At 37.6% G+C, this 17,714-nt stretch carries 24 protein-coding genes; 3 read left to right on the plus strand and 21 right to left on the minus strand.

Going from position 1 to position 17,714, the window contains the following annotated elements; all coding sequences use genetic code 11:
* Positions 1-3: 3 nt before the first annotated feature.
* The 16 genes from CBM15_RS09935 to CBM15_RS10005 form a co-directional block, all read right to left on the minus strand.
* Positions 4-579, minus strand: a complete 576-nt coding sequence (locus CBM15_RS09935; RefSeq protein WP_087617369.1) for a recombinase family protein — start codon at positions 577-579, stop codon at positions 4-6.
* Between the two features lie 655 nt (positions 580-1,234).
* Positions 1,235-1,573 (minus strand): DUF2577 family protein, encoded by a 339-nt coding sequence (locus CBM15_RS09940; RefSeq protein WP_087617370.1) that lies wholly within the window; start codon positions 1,571-1,573, stop codon positions 1,235-1,237.
* Complete coding sequence (locus CBM15_RS09945) at positions 1,563-3,641, minus strand: phage tail protein (protein ID WP_087617371.1); 2,079 nt, start codon at positions 3,639-3,641, stop codon at positions 1,563-1,565. The genes CBM15_RS09940 and CBM15_RS09945 overlap by 11 nt, the downstream gene beginning before the upstream one ends.
* The gene (locus tag CBM15_RS09950; RefSeq protein WP_087617372.1) at positions 3,641-3,952 is read right to left on the minus strand and encodes a hypothetical protein; all 312 of its coding nucleotides are present in this window, start codon (positions 3,950-3,952) and stop codon (positions 3,641-3,643) included. Before CBM15_RS09950 ends, CBM15_RS09945 begins: the two co-directional genes overlap by 1 nt.
* Before the next feature lie 221 nt (positions 3,953-4,173).
* Positions 4,174-4,347, minus strand: a complete 174-nt coding sequence (locus CBM15_RS19270) for a hypothetical protein (RefSeq protein WP_158100203.1) — start codon at positions 4,345-4,347, stop codon at positions 4,174-4,176.
* Between the two features lie 12 nt (positions 4,348-4,359).
* Entirely contained in the window at positions 4,360-5,418 is a 1,059-nt protein-coding gene (locus tag CBM15_RS09955; protein ID WP_087617373.1) for a hypothetical protein, read from the minus strand.
* 247 nt (positions 5,419-5,665) lie between these two features.
* Positions 5,666-5,938, minus strand: coding sequence for a hypothetical protein (locus CBM15_RS09960; protein WP_087617374.1), 273 nt, complete (start codon positions 5,936-5,938; stop codon positions 5,666-5,668).
* Positions 5,939-6,009: 71 nt separating this feature from the next.
* Entirely contained in the window at positions 6,010-6,756 is a 747-nt protein-coding gene (locus tag CBM15_RS09965) for a hypothetical protein (protein ID WP_087617375.1), read from the minus strand.
* 20 nt (positions 6,757-6,776) lie between these two features.
* Positions 6,777-7,010 carry a hypothetical protein gene (locus CBM15_RS09970; protein WP_087617376.1) on the minus strand — a complete coding sequence of 78 codons (234 nt, stop codon included), beginning with the start codon at positions 7,008-7,010 and terminating at the stop codon, positions 6,777-6,779.
* 119 nt (positions 7,011-7,129) lie between these two features.
* A complete protein-coding gene (locus tag CBM15_RS09975) occupies positions 7,130-7,360 on the minus strand; it encodes a hypothetical protein (RefSeq protein ID WP_087617377.1) in 231 nt (76 codons plus the stop codon).
* Positions 7,350-7,577 (minus strand): helix-turn-helix domain-containing protein, encoded by a 228-nt coding sequence (locus CBM15_RS09980; RefSeq protein ID WP_087617378.1) that lies wholly within the window; start codon positions 7,575-7,577, stop codon positions 7,350-7,352. The genes CBM15_RS09975 and CBM15_RS09980 overlap by 11 nt, the downstream gene beginning before the upstream one ends.
* A 100-nt stretch (positions 7,578-7,677) precedes the next feature.
* Positions 7,678-8,412, minus strand: coding sequence for a hypothetical protein (locus CBM15_RS09985; RefSeq protein ID WP_087617379.1), 735 nt, complete (start codon positions 8,410-8,412; stop codon positions 7,678-7,680).
* A 269-nt stretch (positions 8,413-8,681) separates the two neighbouring features.
* A complete protein-coding gene (locus CBM15_RS09990) occupies positions 8,682-9,137 on the minus strand; it encodes a helix-turn-helix domain-containing protein (protein ID WP_087617380.1) in 456 nt (151 codons plus the stop codon).
* Positions 9,138-9,184: 47 nt separating this feature from the next.
* Positions 9,185-9,370, minus strand: coding sequence for a DUF5659 domain-containing protein (locus tag CBM15_RS09995; protein WP_087617381.1), 186 nt, complete (start codon positions 9,368-9,370; stop codon positions 9,185-9,187).
* 998 nt (positions 9,371-10,368) lie between these two features.
* A complete protein-coding gene (locus CBM15_RS10000) occupies positions 10,369-10,770 on the minus strand; it encodes a hypothetical protein (protein ID WP_087617382.1) in 402 nt (133 codons plus the stop codon).
* 85 nt (positions 10,771-10,855) lie between these two features.
* Positions 10,856-11,047: a hypothetical protein gene (locus CBM15_RS10005; protein ID WP_087617383.1), complete on the minus strand. Its 192-nt coding sequence runs from the start codon at positions 11,045-11,047 to the stop codon at positions 10,856-10,858.
* 249 nt (positions 11,048-11,296) lie between these two features.
* Here CBM15_RS10005 and CBM15_RS10010 point away from each other — a divergent pair, with 249 nt between their 5' ends.
* Positions 11,297-11,626, plus strand: a complete 330-nt coding sequence (locus CBM15_RS10010) for a helix-turn-helix domain-containing protein (protein ID WP_193433780.1) — start codon at positions 11,297-11,299, stop codon at positions 11,624-11,626.
* A 56-nt stretch (positions 11,627-11,682) separates the two neighbouring features.
* Here the strand turns inward: CBM15_RS10010 and CBM15_RS10015 are convergent, their stop codons facing one another.
* From CBM15_RS10015 to CBM15_RS10030, 5 genes are all read right to left on the minus strand, one after another.
* Entirely contained in the window at positions 11,683-12,117 is a 435-nt protein-coding gene (locus tag CBM15_RS10015; protein ID WP_087617384.1) for a hypothetical protein, read from the minus strand.
* 418 nt (positions 12,118-12,535) lie between these two features.
* Positions 12,536-12,943, minus strand: a complete 408-nt coding sequence (locus tag CBM15_RS10020) for a hypothetical protein (RefSeq protein ID WP_087617385.1) — start codon at positions 12,941-12,943, stop codon at positions 12,536-12,538.
* Positions 12,944-13,051: 108 nt separating this feature from the next.
* Positions 13,052-13,573, minus strand: a complete 522-nt coding sequence (locus tag CBM15_RS10025; protein WP_087617386.1) for a hypothetical protein — start codon at positions 13,571-13,573, stop codon at positions 13,052-13,054.
* 11 nt (positions 13,574-13,584) lie between these two features.
* Positions 13,585-13,752: a hypothetical protein gene (locus CBM15_RS19275; protein WP_158100204.1), complete on the minus strand. Its 168-nt coding sequence runs from the start codon at positions 13,750-13,752 to the stop codon at positions 13,585-13,587.
* Between the two features lie 633 nt (positions 13,753-14,385).
* Positions 14,386-15,378: a tyrosine-type recombinase/integrase gene (locus tag CBM15_RS10030; RefSeq protein WP_087617387.1), complete on the minus strand. Its 993-nt coding sequence runs from the start codon at positions 15,376-15,378 to the stop codon at positions 14,386-14,388.
* A gap of 475 nt (positions 15,379-15,853) precedes the next feature.
* Here CBM15_RS10030 and CBM15_RS10035 point away from each other — a divergent pair, with 475 nt between their 5' ends.
* Entirely contained in the window at positions 15,854-16,363 is a 510-nt protein-coding gene (locus tag CBM15_RS10035; protein WP_158100205.1) for a sigma-70 family RNA polymerase sigma factor, read from the plus strand.
* 2 nt (positions 16,364-16,365) lie between these two features.
* Entirely contained in the window at positions 16,366-17,346 is a 981-nt protein-coding gene (locus tag CBM15_RS10040) for a DUF5643 domain-containing protein (protein WP_087617389.1), read from the plus strand.
* Positions 17,347-17,714 lie beyond the last annotated feature (368 nt).

The following is a 17,714-nucleotide window of genomic DNA, read 5'->3' on the forward strand; positions in this document are numbered from 1 at the left end:
ATGTTACTCGCTGATGATCGCGTTAGCTTTACGTTTTGCACTTTCACGTTTAAGCGTTGCAATTGGTATGTTAGTTAACGCCACAACTTGCGTGAAGCTATGAGTTTCCTTTAGTTTCATCGCATGGTCTAACTGCGCCTTAGTATACTTTGGCTTACGTCCTTCTCGATAACCTTCACGCTGCTTTGCTATCGCTTTACCTTCGTTTAATCGTTCTACAATCATATCGCGTTCAAATTCGGCAAAGCCAGCAAGCACCGTCAGTAATAGCTTACCTGTCGCAGTATTATCGACCATTCCCATGTTGAGTATATGCACACGGACACCCTGCGTATGTAGCTGCTTAATGACGTGTATAGCGTCCTCGGCGCTACGAGCAAAGCGGTCTAGCTTAGTCACTACTAACGTATCACCCGACTGTACTATGTCTAATACCGCCTTAAATTCCGGTCGATCCTTCGTTGTACCCGTAAACTTTTCACTATAGATAACTTCGCAGCCTTCCGCCTTTAACGTCTCAACTTGCGCCTTTAAATCCTGCCCTTGCGTTGATACCCGAGCATAACCGTATTTAGTCATATTTACCGCCCCTTAATGATACCGAATATTGATACCATTGTAACATGCGGTAATACGGTAGTCAACGAATCGGTACGAAACTTTTAAGTTTTGATACCGTTTTTAAAGTTTATCCGCGACAATCCGATTACTGACCCCCTGAGTTTTAGACTGTCGTCTCCGCCAAGCATCGCGTGCCGCTGTATAGCGTAGAGTACCCGTATATGTATTACTTTACATTACCGCCAATAACGCCATCTAAACCGTAATAATTACGACTTCCTTCTATTATATGCAAACGTAATGCCCTACGTAGATAGCTGCGTAATGTAACGTAATGTAAAGTCTCAAAGCGTTTGAGGCACGCACGTATTTAGGACGTCTAGCCGTTAATTCTGCCGAACTATGAAGGATGCAACGCTCTAAAATCGGACGAAATCGGAAATCCAATCGATGAGAAATTCGCTCATATACTTACCTCTACTAACGCTGTTAAATCGCTCTCAAACCGCTAGAAATCGCTAGCATATTCCGGTGCCTAAATCGGAGTTTCTTCTATATAGTGTCCGCTAGATTCGTACATTAGCGGTTAGCCGAAAATAGGCATAAAAAAGGCGGACGATCCATGTAAGGAACGCCCGTTTCTTCGTTATTATTCTAATGTCCGGTCTTTTCGTCATTCTGCCATTGTTAATACGTAAACTAACTGCCCGTGTTCCGGATCAAATACGAACACTTTAGCGCCTTTAACTAACTTGTTCGGATATTCAATCGTGCTAGTTCTTCCGTCAAACTTGACCGTTTCTGTATGCTGAAATAAGTCCGGATTGCAGATTAAGCCTTCGTCGGGAATCTCGCCAATATCTCCGAGTAATCGAATCCTAAACTCCGGGTACTCGCTAGTTACTTCCGCAATATCTAATTTGCCGCCAGGATTATAACCTACTGTCCTCATAATTGATAATACACGACCCGCTCCGCTGCCTTCTTTATCATGTGTCGGTTTAAATACCAAGTCCAAACATCTCCGTTTCAAGTCGTAGAGCCAATTGGTGAGCGATTTTATCTATATCTGAGTCGCTATTAATCGTTACACCGCTGACATTGACTGTGATACCTCCGGCATTTATACCGCCTTTGCCCGAGTATTCCTTATTTTCCTGAGCCGTTAATACGCGCTCGCCTTTGTGTAAACGTGCATTGTACCCGTCATAAGGAACGTTATCTAGCCCGTGATAATGCGATTTAGCAGTACCGGCGCCGATCGCATTACCTACCGTAGTGACAACTGTACTAATGCCACTCGTTACCCAATCCGGTAACTTAATTCCGGCAATAACGCTTGCGAAATCGCTCAGGTAGCCTTTAGCCGTATTAGCCCAACGTCCTAACGTATCGAACCAACCGGCTGCTATTTCAAGCACTCCGCTAAGGTTATTAAACGCATTCGAAAATGCAGTAGTAACGAACTCCATTAACGGAGCTAAAATATTCTTCCAAACTACCGTAACGACTGCGCCTAGTACCTCGAATAGTCCGCCAATCATCGTTAAAATCGGCTTAGCAAGCGCCCAAAGCGTTGAAAATAGCTGAATTACGAAATTAATCGCCGGTGCGATGATGTTGTTAAATGCGATAGAGGCATAGTCGCCAACGACTTTTAACATCGACAATAATCCGGATAAAATCGGCTGTATAAGCGTCCAGGCTTTCGAAAATATATCGGAAATAACGGTCCACCCATTGGCAAGCGCCGTTTTCACGATTGAGAATCCGCCTTGCAACTCGCCGAACTTCGTCTTAACTTTATCAACGATACCGGCAACCTTCTCCGCCATTCCATCGCCAAACAGACTATTGAGCAATCCACCGGCTCCGCCAGTTTTAAAGGCGCTCCATAGTTCCATTGCTTTCGTTTTTATGCCATCAATAACGCCTCTAAACGATTCGCTGTTATCGTATAAGGCTTTGAAGCCAACGGCAGCTCCGGCAATACCGGCAGTAATTAACGCTAACGGATTTGCAAGCAACGATAAGGCTCCGATAATCATAAAAGCGCTCGCTGCCGCTGTTACTCCGCCTACGATGTAAGCAACCGGTTCGCGCCATTTCCAAAGCCATTTAACGACGTCGATTGCCTTTTCCGTAATGGAATCGAGTACGCCTCCGAGTTTATCTGCCAGCGCATTTACCTTCATTTTGGATATACGGTCGTTTAATTTCTTTAGGTAATCGCCTAAGCGCGAGTTAGGAGCTTCTCCAATATCACGTAAAACGGTGCTTACTCGCTCATTTAAACTGTTCCACTGGCCGAGTGTCGTGTTGCCCATGTCCCGCACAACTTTCTCAGTAATGTTCATTTTGGCAAGTAACTTATCAAGACCTTTGATTTGATCCGCAAACGACATTCCTTTGAGTGGATTAACGTCGGCACGGTTTAAATCGAAACGATCCACGATACTCTCAACGTCCCCGGATTGCAACGCCTTTAAGGAGTAGACCGCACCCTCGACACCTTGCAATGGATTGACGGCGTTTAATTTCTCGATAGTATTCCACGCCTTTTGCAGCTGAGATAAATCGTTAGTCATCGTCAATAAGCCTTTACTTCCAGCTGTCATATCGGAGCTGTTTAATAGCGGACTATCAATCGCAATATCGTCGATCATTTTTAAATACTTTTGGTACTTATCCGCGTCATTCATCATAGCGGAAATAATCGTACTTGATTGCTCGTATTGAGCCGCTGAGCCGATCGTAGCATCAAACGCTGATTTAGCGCCATGGAATGATAAGTAAGCGCCGACCACGCCTAATAAAGCCGATTGCATACCGCTTAACGAAGCTGAGGCTCCGCTTGCACCGACACGAACGCCACTTAACGACGTTGAAAATCGTTTGTTCGCATTTGTAGTACGGTCCATAACGCTACCCAATCGGCTTTGGGCGCTGCGATAATTGTCCGATGCCCTAGTTACCTGTTGCGTTGAACGCGATAGCTTGTCCGTCTGTTGCATAATCTTACGGAGTTTAGATGTTCCGTTATCCTGGACACGAAAGACGGCTTTTAAATCGATTGCCATTAACCCTCACCCGCCTTTGTGCGCTCCAGCACTTTCCTAGCACGCATACACTCACGTTTGGCATTACGTTTTGTCTTACGATTGTCTGCGATTAAAAACGCCTGTGACGCATAAATCGCTTGTAATACGGCTCCGTTTAACTTCGATAGTGATTTATCGTTAATCTGCTTTGCTGCATGTTCAAAACGCTTTAATAAATCGAGATAATGCGCTCGCTGCTCTGCTGTCAACTCGGCATTCGAAACGGCAGCACTCGTTAATAAGCCGTGATTTAATACGTCATAATCTGTCTTAATTCCATCGAATTGCATATCGTTCATTCCTTCCGTCGTATAATCTGCTTTCTTTGCAATAAAAAAGGCGCTATTTATATCCCGCTGCGCCTAGCGGTTGTCTGAACGCTTTTCACACGTACAAACTTGGAGGATTTTACTCTGATGTCATAACAAAACTATTCGTTGGTGCGGATTTCTCCGCATAATAAAAGACACCCTCGGTTGAGGATGCCTTGTATCTTGATTTTTTGTTAATTTTAATAAAATCTTGACTCTAAATTAATTGCACGATTTAAATACTCTAATGAAGTATCCAAAGGTATAAACTCTTCAAAGTCAATTGTTATTTCCTTTAATACACACTCAATAATACAAGAGGCTTCTTTTAATCTCTCACGTTGTTCACATTTAATAAAGGTTTGCTCATTCACAAACACACCTCCTTATTTAATTTGTTTTGAATACTCGACAACATATCTATAAAAATTATCATAAAGATAATTATATGGAGTTACTTTAAACCATTTCGGTTCGTCTTTCATAACTCGATTATATTCGTCTCTTTCGATATCACTAACATTCCCAATAATACCAATGCCGTATGGATGTTTTAATTCAATTTGATAATTTTTCAAGACATAGTCACGGTGTTCCTTTTCTTCAAAATATTCAATGTAATCTCTAAGTTGATACCTTAAATCATGGACCTCGGATTTTAATCCAGTACGAACTTTACCGACATTTTTCATAATGGTTCTTTTGGCTTTCTTATAATCCACTATAGTCCAATTTTTTTCATTTAAATCAAAAGCAATTAAATCTGGTTTAAGATCATGTTCATATTTACCCAAAACATTTTTCAGTTGAACTTGATGTTTAAATTTTATTAGATTAAGTGCTTTTTCTAATATTATTGGATTATTTTCTAAGAACTTATCTATGTTTAATTCAGGAGTAGACTCATTGCTGATTAACCTTTTCATTTCATTAGCGATTTTCACAAGGCTTCCATAATACTCTACCTTTTCGGATTTTTCTTTATATTTATTATTATCAATTCCATTTCTTACGATTTCTATTGCAAGTTCTTTAATATTAGATATCCTATTTTTAAATGCAGCTTGATTTATTAATATGGAGTAATCTATTGAAATCTCATTATATTCATTTTGTAAAGTTAAATTTATTAAAGTAGACTCGCGAGGTTCACTACTCACTCCAATACCGAATATGGGAATAGGCATAGGCTCACCTGTTACATATTGGAACTTTATTTTATTTTCACCTTTTCCCAAGGAAAAATTAATAAAATACGATTGATTATTTATTGAGTAATAAATATCTGTATTAATATATTGAGTGTTAAATGGTTTTGGAATAATTTTTTGAACATCCATCCCTATTTTATTTAATGTAATTTTTAAATCTTTAATTTCTTTCAATAATTCTTCAACGAAATAATTTGCTATTGCATCCACATATCTATAATTAATTTGTCTCATGCTAATTCTCCTTCCGATAATCTACTAATTTCGACAAAAGGAAGATTGTACCTTTAATAATTTTTTGCTCATATAAAATTTAGTATGGTTACTTTTTTGAATTATATTTCTTTGCACATCTCGAAGCGTATCTTGCCTATTCATCTTTTGATAAGCCACGGTTAATTGACCTCTTGTATTTTAATCGGAAACTCCGTAACAGCTGGCGTATTACTACCGTTGGCCGTCCATAAGCATCAAGCTCTTTTCACAGCTCCATCATTTCTAGGAATTTCTCTCGTAAAGTTACGTATCTCTTGGCTTCTAAATACTCGACTAGCACTCGCTCTCCGTCAACTTCCTCGTAAATTGGGGTATATTCCGCCTTGTTATATAACGTGTATAACGAATGTGCGTTTACTGACACATCGGTAATTTCAAGTATAGGACCTACCTTACTTGTTCCTAATTGCGCCTTCTCTAACAATGCCTCGTCGCCTGTGATTGTTGGACCTGTTTCGTGGTAGTGTATTTTTAACATAAATAATCGTCTCCTTTTAGTTTTTGTTTTTTAATTAAAAAAGGCAGCACAATGGCTGCCGTGATTTCGGTTTATTCTGTTGGCTGCTCTGTTTGCCCGTTCTTTTCAAGCCATTCAGTCGTTTTATCGAGGTAATCGGCATTACGAGCGCCAATAATCTGCGAAATAGCGTTATGCTGAGCTAATCCAGGTAAGAAGAAAGTCGGCTCACCGTTACCGAATGCCTCTAATGTCTCGGCTGCGAACGCTTGCTCCTCCGATGTTGCCTTTGATTCCACTCGCTCTAGCACTTTCGATAAGGCGTGTCGATTCTGCATACTCGATTCGATTGAAAGAACGTTCTGCGATAACTGGCCGAAGTTTTGCTTAATCACTGATGCGAAATATGGGTCGTCATATTTACCGATAAATGCGTTAATCGCCTCCATACTACGAGCTGCGTTCGTTCCGAGCATAGTAGCTGTTTTTAACGAATCAAGCTCCTGCTCGAAAAGTTTAACGGCTACTGCGTCAGGCTTTGTATGATCGGACGCTTGAATCGTTTTAGATAGCTTTGTAGCCTCGTCAAACACTTTTTTATACTCCGCTTTCTGCTCTGCGATTAACTTGAATAACTGCTTATTATATTCTGCGCGTAGCTTGTCCTCACGCTTAACACGACCTCCGACGCCTAAGTCTTTGTATTCCTCGCTCGCCTTTAGTTTTTGCATATCCTCGTAAAACGACTGCTTAAACTCGATGGCAATTTTCGAAGGATTTGTTTTTGATAACTCATATGCTTTTTCGCGTAATTCCGTTAATTTTCTAATGTTTGTCATTTGTCATTTCCCCTTTAATTTTAATAGTTTGATACGGCAATATAGCCGTTTTCATCTAAATAGCTTCTTATTTCTTTTCGCATCTCGACAATTTCTTCGTCGTAATCTTCTGGCTTAAAATGAAACGTCTTAAATACTGTTGCATCTCCTTGTTTATGGAGCTTGAACGTGTACTCCTTATGCGGATAGGATTCTGACTCTCTTTCCCATAAAACTATTACAACAGGCGTCATCTTGTTCATCTTCTTTGTCAACTGTCGGTACCCCCTTCATTTTTCAAGCCACATACGTACATAACTCCGCTGTTTTATCGTACATTTAGCTGTTTAAAATTAATCCGAGTATTATTTATCACGGCATAATAAAAACGCCTCTAAACGCTCAATTCCTCGGAATCATGTACACGTTTTAGAAGGCGTCTGCCTTTGCGATAATCGCTATTAGGTAATCGATATTGAATTGCCAGTAATTTATCGTTCTTTCGATATGTTGCCATCTCGTCCCAATCTTTTGAACGTTTAATGCTACGATGGATTGCCTCGTGCTCCATATCGCAATAGAACGCCCAATTTTCATCATCTATCCGCCACATTTCAACCGCCATTAAAGTCACCTCGTTTAATTTCCATTAAAAAACGGTCAAACGCATCGGTTCGGGGGAACTCGCGCAAGACCGCTGTTTTAAATTTATCACTTGCATTTACTCGCTTCCGTTCAATATCGCTGATATAACCGACTGAGTAGCCGACTCGTTTGCCAAATTCACTAAGTGTTAAGTCGTAGAAATATCTCGTTTGTCTAATATATTCGCTGTACTCCATTGTCCAGTCTCCTTTCAATAAGTAGCGTTTTTTACGCTAGATAGTTAAATAAAATAGCTGGGATAACCCCGCCTTCTACTTATAGTCGAAGTGTCCGCACCTAAATTCGCTTAGTCTCACGGGCATGATCGAATGCTCGTTTACGCATTTTAGCGAGATGCTTTTCTCCATAACGTTCGATTAAATCCGCCTCAATATCGGTTGCACTACGTTTAACTATTTCCACACCACCAGCAGTAGGCTTAGTATTGCCGAAATACTGTTTCGATGGCTTGTACTCGGCATTGCTCCAATTCTTTTCATACAGATTAAAATCCGTTGTTACTCGCTTTTTACCGCCCATTTGTGCACGTTTTACTGCTGTTGCGATTACTGCTTCGAGGTTGTCGCCCTGAGCGTAAATACCATGCTTGCGATCATATTCGAACATAGCCTCGTCGTTACACCAAAACGAGTATTCCCCACCATAATAACGGCCGTCTTTGTAAGTTTTGCGAGCTGTTCCGGCTTGTTCTTTTTTAGCACGGCGAGTAAGCGTCTTTAATACTGCATCTTTTGATGCCTTACATTCGATTGAGCAAGTCGTAGAGCTATTGTTTTTTGTCTTATCGCGATAATAAAACCCGCAGCATTGACAACGTTTAACCTTTTTATCGTGAAACTCGACGAAATTTCCGTCAATTACTTCTGCCATAATTTCAAGCATCTCGTCATATTCATGTCCTGGACCGATATAACGGCGAGCAAATTCAATCGCGCCTGCACCTGGATTTTTGAACGCTGTTGCTTTTAATACTTCACCTTGTTTGATTTTTGGAATTGTATTAGTTGTCATTTGCTGATTCCCCCCTTAATTTGAGAAAGTCGGAAAAGTCGACTTTGGCTTTCTTCTTTCTTGTTCATGTTTTAATACCTACAACAAAGATATGTCATAACGCTAATACTTGTATGGTGCATTTATGCGCCATAGGGGATATGCGTTAGCATAGACCCGGAATGTTTTTAAGTTTTTATAACCTCGGTCTTTATACGTTAAGTCTTTATACATACTAATAAGTAGACTAGCCTTAGTCGGAAAAGTCGACTTGAGTAAGTCGGGAATTTCTACTCGAGTGGAATTAAAGTTTCGCGCTCCGCCTTTTCCGCCTCAATCGCAGCTCTAACTGTACGGCGTCGCTCTAAATTCTTCATAGCTTCGGGATATTCTTCTGCAAAATGTTCTTCGGAATCAATGAGTGGGTTAAACGTATATACATGGCTGGCGCGATATGCTCCACCCCGGCGATTAACATTTATCATCTTTAATTTTCGTAACGTAGCAATAGAATCAGAAACTACGTCGCGAGAAATATTTAGCTGCAACGTCATATCATCATAGGACGGGAAACTATAACCTTTATGTCTGTTAAAATTCTTTAACAAGTACATATAAACTAACAACGTATTCCCTCTAAACTCCGGATGTAATGTATAAATCGTCAATGCTGCATTTTGTACTGCTACCCATCCGTCACCATATTCGTAAGGTAAAGCCTTTTGTTTTGCTTGATTCTCCATCATAAAATCGTCTCCTTTAGCTGTTTAATAGATTGGCTGTATATGAACGCCTAGTTGCAGGCGGTATTTTTACGATTGCTGTCCGTCAATACCCGTTGTAATTCCGGGGTATCTTCGAAAATGAATACCGTATAACCAGGCGAATTGACACTAGGTTCTACGTTTAAAATCTTTTGTCCACTTGCTGCGAGAATGTTCGCTAAACGGAGCGAACGTATTGCTTTAACCTTTTTCATTTGATAACCTCCCATAATCCTCTTAGTAACTTATCCCGAGTTTTTTGCCTATCACTTAGACGTTCCTATAAAATTGACAAAAATAGTTTATATTTATCAATCTTTTACTCTGTCTTTATAATTCTAAAATTGACTCTTACTTTATTACGCGGTAATACAACTCAAGATTGTCACACGTTCCTAAAAATTTGATAAAAATAGCAGATATTTATAAAGTGATTCCTAAATTTATTTATCCTCCTACTTACTGATATACTCAAAAAGAGCGTTCCGCACAGTTTCGCAAAAAACTTAACAAGAATTTCCTGCAAATAGCATAAATATATTGATTTTTATACCTAATAAATCGCCATCTACTATATAGCGTCCTAAAATCTGAAAGCAGCGACATAAATACGGTAACTTTTTTCACCTCTACTTATATAAGCATTGTAAAACCTCAAAATTTAGGACATATTTTCTCTATTACTAATAAGAAGCACACCGAAATGTACCGAGATGGGCCGCACTACAGGAAAATTAATGTAATTAGCGGATATTTACTAATCATAATATTGTGGAGTCTTTATCCCTATTTACTACGCACACTAGAATGTTAAAGTTATGACACGTTTATCGAAAATTAATAAAAATAGCGGATATTCGCCAAAATACCCGCCATAACTATTCCGATCAATGTTGCCGCATTGACTGCTAATACAATAGGTAACACCTGCAAACGCTACCTCTCGCCACTAATCCGCCAATATTAGCGACTTCCTTATGCCTGCAAACATAAGTTTAACGTTGAAACGTACCGCCAATTACGCTCCTTTAAATCCGATCAATTGCGCATACGAACCATAGATTGCGTGTAATTTCGTAATATGTCGCTACACATACCGATGATTTACGTCTGTATTAAACTCCGTATAAATACCGCTAATTTACAGTCAAATTTAACGTGTATATCCGACTGGATACCACCAATCCGGTAATTTGAGCGAAATTTAACGTTATTAGCTCCACCGATAGCCAGCCATCTCGACCGCTTTCTTGATTAGGACAAGCGTTAATTGTCGCTGATTAATATTCGCCTTAGCTTGTAATAATCGGAAGTGATCGTATAGCTCTCCGTTGAGCCTTCCGTTCACCTGGATTCCATCTGCCTCACGTAAATATCGCTTAGCTGCAACTAAATCGGCTTTTATAATTGTGAGATGGATTCCGTTTGCTACTGCATCCGTTACAAAGTCGACAATCGTTCCATAACCTTGCTGATACATTACCTCGTTTACAAGCAACTTTTCCTGCTTCGATAATAACGCCTGAATAGTATGCTTTTTATCACTGCGTTGTTTCTTTGTGCGCTTAACGTTCACTTCGTAGCCTTTATAACTTACTATTTTAAGATAATCCAACTACTCTCCCCTTCCGTTATAAACCTCCCCCGGCCGCATTATTCTATAAGCGAGTAAATGCGTAAGGGTATAAGGGTAAACTCACCTACCAATAACGATATAGCAGAATACTGTTACGACAATCGAATGTACCGCTGCCATAAAAGTAAGGGCGTATTTCCGATTCATCATCAGTACGATCCTCTGCATTTCCGAACAGCATTTCATCTACCGCTTTTGGTGCGCTTGCTGCTACGGTTAAAAGTTTCATAAACGATTTGCGCGTGGCTTGTCTCATACCACCATGCCAAACTCTTGCCCGTCGATAATAATTGCTGCATAAAAGTCGTTAATAATGATATACGTGTTCTCGTCAATTTTTACTGTCATTAATATCCCTCCCTAAATTCTGAAATTACGTTATTTCGTAACTTGTAACTTAGTATAATTCCGATATATCGTAATGTCAACACATAAATTACTAAAAATCGGAATTTGTTTACGAAATAGCGGAATTTCTGTATACTTTAATTAAGAGGTGATTATTATGTATTCAACTGGCGAAGATGCTTTAAAGGCTCTGTACACTAAATCAAGCCAAGAAGAAAAACACGACCAACTGCGAATTTATATTAAATTAAAAGAAATACTACACGAACGTAAATTATCCCAAAAAGAACTTTCAAAAATGACTGGTATTAGACCTGCTGCTATATCTGAAATTGCTAATAACCAGCGATCAACAATTAATAAAGATCAGATCGAAAAAATAGCCGAAGTTTTAAACATATCAAATTTGAGTGATTTAATCGTATTTGAATTAGAAAGCGAACTAGCTTCAATGTCCCATCCTTACAATCAACTAAAAGATAAATAAAAAAAACGCCAGGCTTATTAGCCTGGCGTTTTAAGTAAAACTTCAATAGGTTCTTCTTATGCTCTAAGATATAAAAAGCTTTTCAAGTAATTATCATGAGCTCTATGAGTAAATGTATCTAAAATTTCAAAAAGAGTCTTGCTTGTTAGAATTTTTTTATTTTCACTCTTTAGAGTATCAATACTATAATATTCAACCATTTCTTCTTGTCTATCCGGTTTAAATGCCTTAATAGCAAAAACATCATTCATACCTTCGAACTTAATAGATAAATTATGATCCAAGAATGTCACTTTTATTTGATACTGATCGGGATAGTATTCATAATCTAGAATAGTACTTCCTTTAAATCTTTTCTCATGAAAATATTCCTTAATCCATTCGTGAAATATTTCCAACATTGCATAGGGACCGTCATTATTATGAACCACTTTTAATTTGTGTAAATCCTCTGCAAAACGTATTACATCATCATTCCAATTTTTCTCCATATAGTCACTCCCTTTGTATAACAATTATAACATAAATATTACAAAATATTGAATTAAATACCTCCAATATTCTATTAACCAACTATATTAATTTCAAAAAGCATTTCATATATATATAAATTAGTTAGTGCCTTACCGCATTATATTTAATCTAATAAATTTTACTTTATTTATCGTAAACCTTGTTGACTTTAGACTCCCACTTTGGCTGACGTAAGACCAAACGCTATGTATGTCGCGGTAATGTTGATGGCCTGTCTATCTAAGATTTAGAAAATATAAGTGATGCTCTCGAATTGGGAAGTATTAACGAATTAAACGAATTAGAAAAAGAAAAAAAGACGCCTAACCGCTATCCGGTCAAGTGTCTATTTTTAAATACTGTACAGTGCGTAATATCTTTGTCAGCAAATGTTTATTATTTATTTTCATTTTCTTGTAATAAAGCTATCCAAAATGTTAATACTCCTCCAAATAACATAGGTCCTATATTACTTCCCGATGTTGTGATTAGCGATACTATGTATAAAATAATAAGTAATGTAGATATTTTACCTAAACTTTTATAATTTTTATAATTTCTTTCTTTAAAGAATTCTGTAAGTTTCTCTATAAGTAAAGCTGCTAATATTGTCCCCGATGCAATTATTCCGATTAAACTATACAAAAGGTAATTATGATTTTTAATAAATACCTCTACAAAGCTAGCAAAAGTTTTTTCGATATTTCCTGAAAAATCTATGTCCTTAACCGTAATAAATAAACATAAAATAAAGAGTATAATAAGTATAATAATTAATTTTTTTCTAATTTCAATCGCCTCCAAAGATACCTATTTAATTATAACAAAATACTTTAAAAATATTTCTGATACTATTTAGGTGTAAGGTATCAAACAAAATAGATAAAGACATAGCATTAATGCTATGTCTTTTCAATATAAACCCTTTTCCTTGCATGTTTTTAGTAATTCTTCAAATTCTTCTACAGTTAAAACTTCTTTAAGTAATACAAATGTATTCCTTAAATTCTTCCTACTTGTTGAATTCGAGCCTGTAATCAAATATTCTCTGAATCTTCTTTCCTCTATAAATTCAAATAATATTAATAGATTATTTACTATTTCCAATAAGCTATAACTAGATTCTCCTTGAAATTCTTTAAATGCTTTTGTTTTATATAGCTTTTGATTTATTATCTTTGATGAGAAATATTCAATACTATTTACAAAAGACGAAAATTCTGACGAAAACTTATTGAAATAAAATAATGTTTGGTTCTCTATTAAATCACTAAGTTTATCTTCTAAATGATTTTTTGCGTTAGATAAACCTTCCAAGTATTCGTACACTTTATCGGTATCTCTTTTTCTAGATTGATCAACACCAATATAAGCTATAATCGTAGCTAAAATTAGTGATCCTATATTAGCAAATCCAGCAATATTACTTAACACGAATTCTAACCTTATCTCTCTTCAGTACTATTATTTTTTTTCGTAGTGATATTTGAATTAATTGGTTTAATTTGACTAACTAAATTTAAAAGGCTACTGTTATCTTGTTCATTTAAACTATGAAGTAAATCTCCATTTGTTTTCTCGATTGCTTTAATTAAATCATTTTTCTTTTTCATTAAATCACCTCATCATTACAGTTCTTAAGCATATTTTACCATAAATTATATCTATTTTACTATATCAGTTTGACAAAATAAATTTAAACTAGCAGAATGGCGCTTGCTCTAGGAAATCGGCTGAACGTAGTTACCTTATATCACGTAACAAAAATTAATTCATTAAGCGACATAAAGTAAATACGCAATTTCTAGCGTCATGTGACGTCTGAGGTTTCTCGTTGTCCCGTTCGTATCGGAATTTCTTCCGCTGCAATCTCACATAATTATCGTCCTATGTGTGCGCAATTAAGCGCGCGATCGTAGTTACCCTCACCGTAATGAGCCGATAAACCTACCGCACCATAAAGCCGTGCTCGCTATTCGTCGCTAGCCAACGGGAAGGCTATTTGTGCGATATATTCCGTAGTTTGCGGTGTGACGGACGGCACTGACCAGGTTTATTTAACGACGAATTATTGGGCAGCCTCGTCGGATTACCTAAAAAAGACAATAGCAAACTAGACCTTAGCGAGTTGATTTTTTTTCGCAAAGGCGCTACAATATCCGTAGAAGATGTTCGAATATCGATTTTTGGTAATCAATATTCAACTGTAAAGCCGTCCACTGTTACCGCAGCGGGCGGTTTTTCTTTTATCTAAATTCACGTAACTTATCCGCAACTTCTTCCGGATCAATATGCAAATAACGTGTTGTGACAGCAAAGTCGGAATGTCCTAGCGCCTTCGAAACCAACGCTATATCTCCTTTACTGCGGTTATAAATATCACGAGCAAATCCACGTCTTATTGCGTGAGGATTAATATTCTCTATTCCATACTTGCGTTTGTAGTAATTCAAACGTTTGGCTATTGTATTTGATTTTGGAGACGCCTCGTTAACGATTCCTTTTCCTTGATGCGAAATGAAAACGAAATTATTTTCGATAGACTTTTCTTCACGGACTATTCGATTTTGTTCAAATAACACTTCGAATAATTTTTGCAATCGACCATCGAACGGCAATAATATCGTTTTGCGATTTTTCAATATAGCGCCATCTAATCGTAATATCTGATTTTCTAAATCAACATGACGTTCTTCTAGCGCTGATAATGTCGCCAGGCGTATTCCCGTCTGATACATTGTAAGAATTGCCGCAGCATCTCTTAACTCTATAAAATTCGTTAAATCTAACTGACGTAATATATTGAAAATGTCATCCTCAGTAGCGCCAACCTTGATCGGCTCGTCTACTCGAATTGTAATATTACGCCAAAACATATCGGATAGCCATCCGTTATTAAAGCACTTACCTAAAAACGCGCAGAAGCACTTTAAACGAATGCGCTTAGTCGTATCTTTGACCTTCATTTGCGATAGCCAGTCGTATATCGAATCGGCATCTATCGCTAGTAAAAAATCGATGTCTGTTTTCCGTATAAAGTCGAATACATACGTTTCGTAATCGTGGATCGTCCGCTCACGCATACCACTGGCGCGCATTTGCTTAACAACGATTTCTAACGCTTTCTCTATAGTTAGCGCTGACTTTCGATTAAAAACGTTCGGGTTCGCGTCTACCTCCCCGTTAAATATTCCGATTAAATCCGTTTGAACGATTAGTCCGTTTCTTTTCTTAGACAACGCAAAAAAACCTCCTAACGTTTAGTTAGAAGGCGCTTCAATTTCCGTAGCATAGACCGCTACATTGACCGCTTCTTAGACTACGCTAGAAGGTTGATTTGACGCGGTTTATACCGCAATTAATACGTCCCAGGAGGGATTCGAACCCCCGACCGGAGCCTTGATCTTGTAAGGTCCCTGTATTGGTACATATGACAGACTTATTAAATCAGTTGATTAATTTTAATTACTAGAAATCTATAAAATCTTTACCCTAGCAACAATCCTATTAGGGGCTAGTGAGGATTTGTTCTTACTACTGCTCATATCAACGATGCCGCGATTGTGCTTTTCCATTTAGAATTAAGCTGTTACATTCGAAGTGGAAGAAGCAATACATCTAATAGTTAAAAAATTTTTGATAGGTTTTTAAATTCAAAACGAATGATAGAGTGAACGGATTTTTCGCGAAAAACGTTTTGAAATGAGGTGTCATATGGACGAGAAAATAATTCCATTAATTAAATCCAAACAAGAAAAAGGCATTAAATTGTTACTTGAACAATACGGAGGACTCATGAAAGCTATTGCGCTCAAATATCTGGCTAGTAGACCTCAAGAATTAGAGGAAACAATGGCAGATATAACGATTGCTATTTGGTATCATATCGACGACTTTGATTCGAGGAAAAACACATTCAAAAATTGGGTAGCAGCCATTGCGAAATTTAAAGCAATCGATGCTTTACGAAAATTAGAGCGACAAGTTCCCACAGCAGAGATAAAAGATAATTTACCATTGCTAGAGTCTAAACAAATCGACTGGCAAATAGTGCTGAATAGTTTACCTATTGAAGAACGCCAAATTTTTGAAAGCTACTATTTTAAAGGGAAATCAACGACAGAAATAGCAGAGCAATTTCAAAAGAAACCATCCTGGGTCCACAATAAATTATCACGAACTAGAAAAAAACTAAAAGATCAATTTTTAAAAGGGCGGGTGTAAAGATGAGCATTTATAAAGAGTTAAATGAAGTCGCTATTGATTTAAGTGAATTTGACGTGTCACCGCTTACCAATTATGAGAAAAAGCGTGTACAAAAACTCGTGAAAAAGAAGTTGAAATTAGTGAAGTCCCATAAAGGGATGGGCGTTGCAGCAGCTACTCTGGCAATCGGCTTATTAGCTATGAATCATCAAACGATTGCCAATATGCCGTTCATAGCAGCATTGCTAGAAGATTGGCAAGTAACTGAGCAAGTGGATTGGTCACCTTACAAAACAGTGATTGGTGAAACGCGTACGACAGAAATGGGCGATTTAACATTAAATGAAGTGCTTGTTAATTACGATAAAATAATGATCAGTGCAACGTTTGATAAAAATGAAGATACCGTTTTTTCTTATCGTCATCAATTAAGGCCTACTGTCATCATTAATGGTGAAAAAGTTGAAACGAAAGGTACATCAGCACAATCGATTGCACAAAACAGTTCAAAGTATGCAATTTATAATGAAATTACACTAGCTGAGCCAGTAGCTGATGCTAATTTTGATGTACAAATTATTTATGACCGAATGCATAAAGCAAAGACCGAAACAATTGAAGGGGAACAGTTGCAACAGCCGTGGATATTTGATATTAAGGCTTTTCAAATTGCGGTACAAAACGAAACGACTGTTCATGATTTACATCAAACAATCCAATTACAAAATGGTGACCACTTTTTCATTAATCGCATCGTAACAACGCCGATTTCTACAACCATTTATTATAGTGGTTTTTCATCTGATCACTCACCGAATATCAATCTTTTTGATGCGGAGGGGAACCGTTATCACTGGAATTCTGCATACGGAAATGATGATGGTACGGGAGAAATTAATTATACAGGTGCATCCTTTGTAGAGAGTGAGCTTTTCATCCAAGTTTTCTCTACTTCCACAGAAGATGATGCAATAAGTGGAAAAATAAAGATTTTAAATTAATTTTTGATTTATCAGTACCAGGTATCCACACAAATTTAAAGAGGCGTCCGAAAAGTCATTTTGGGACGCCCCTTTTAGTCAATGAAACGTTACTAGAGCAGATTTTATACTTGCTGGTCTTTTATCGGATAAATCAGCATCTTCTCTAAGATTCCCCCAAGAAAAAAAATGTTGCTCCACAATATGGCCCTATAATTAAATAATGCACTTTTCTTATTCTGAACTGCACCCCAAATGTTAGACACAAATCTATCATTTGGAGGTGCTTTTTATATGACAAGGATTACTTTTGAACAAAAATTGGATACGATTTTTCGTGTTGAAAAAGGTGATGAAGGCATTACTTCAATTGCTAGATCACTTAATTT

This window comes from Solibacillus kalamii, assembly GCF_002174535.1.
Taxonomy (GTDB): Bacteria; Bacillota; Bacilli; order Bacillales_A; family Planococcaceae; genus Solibacillus; species Solibacillus silvestris.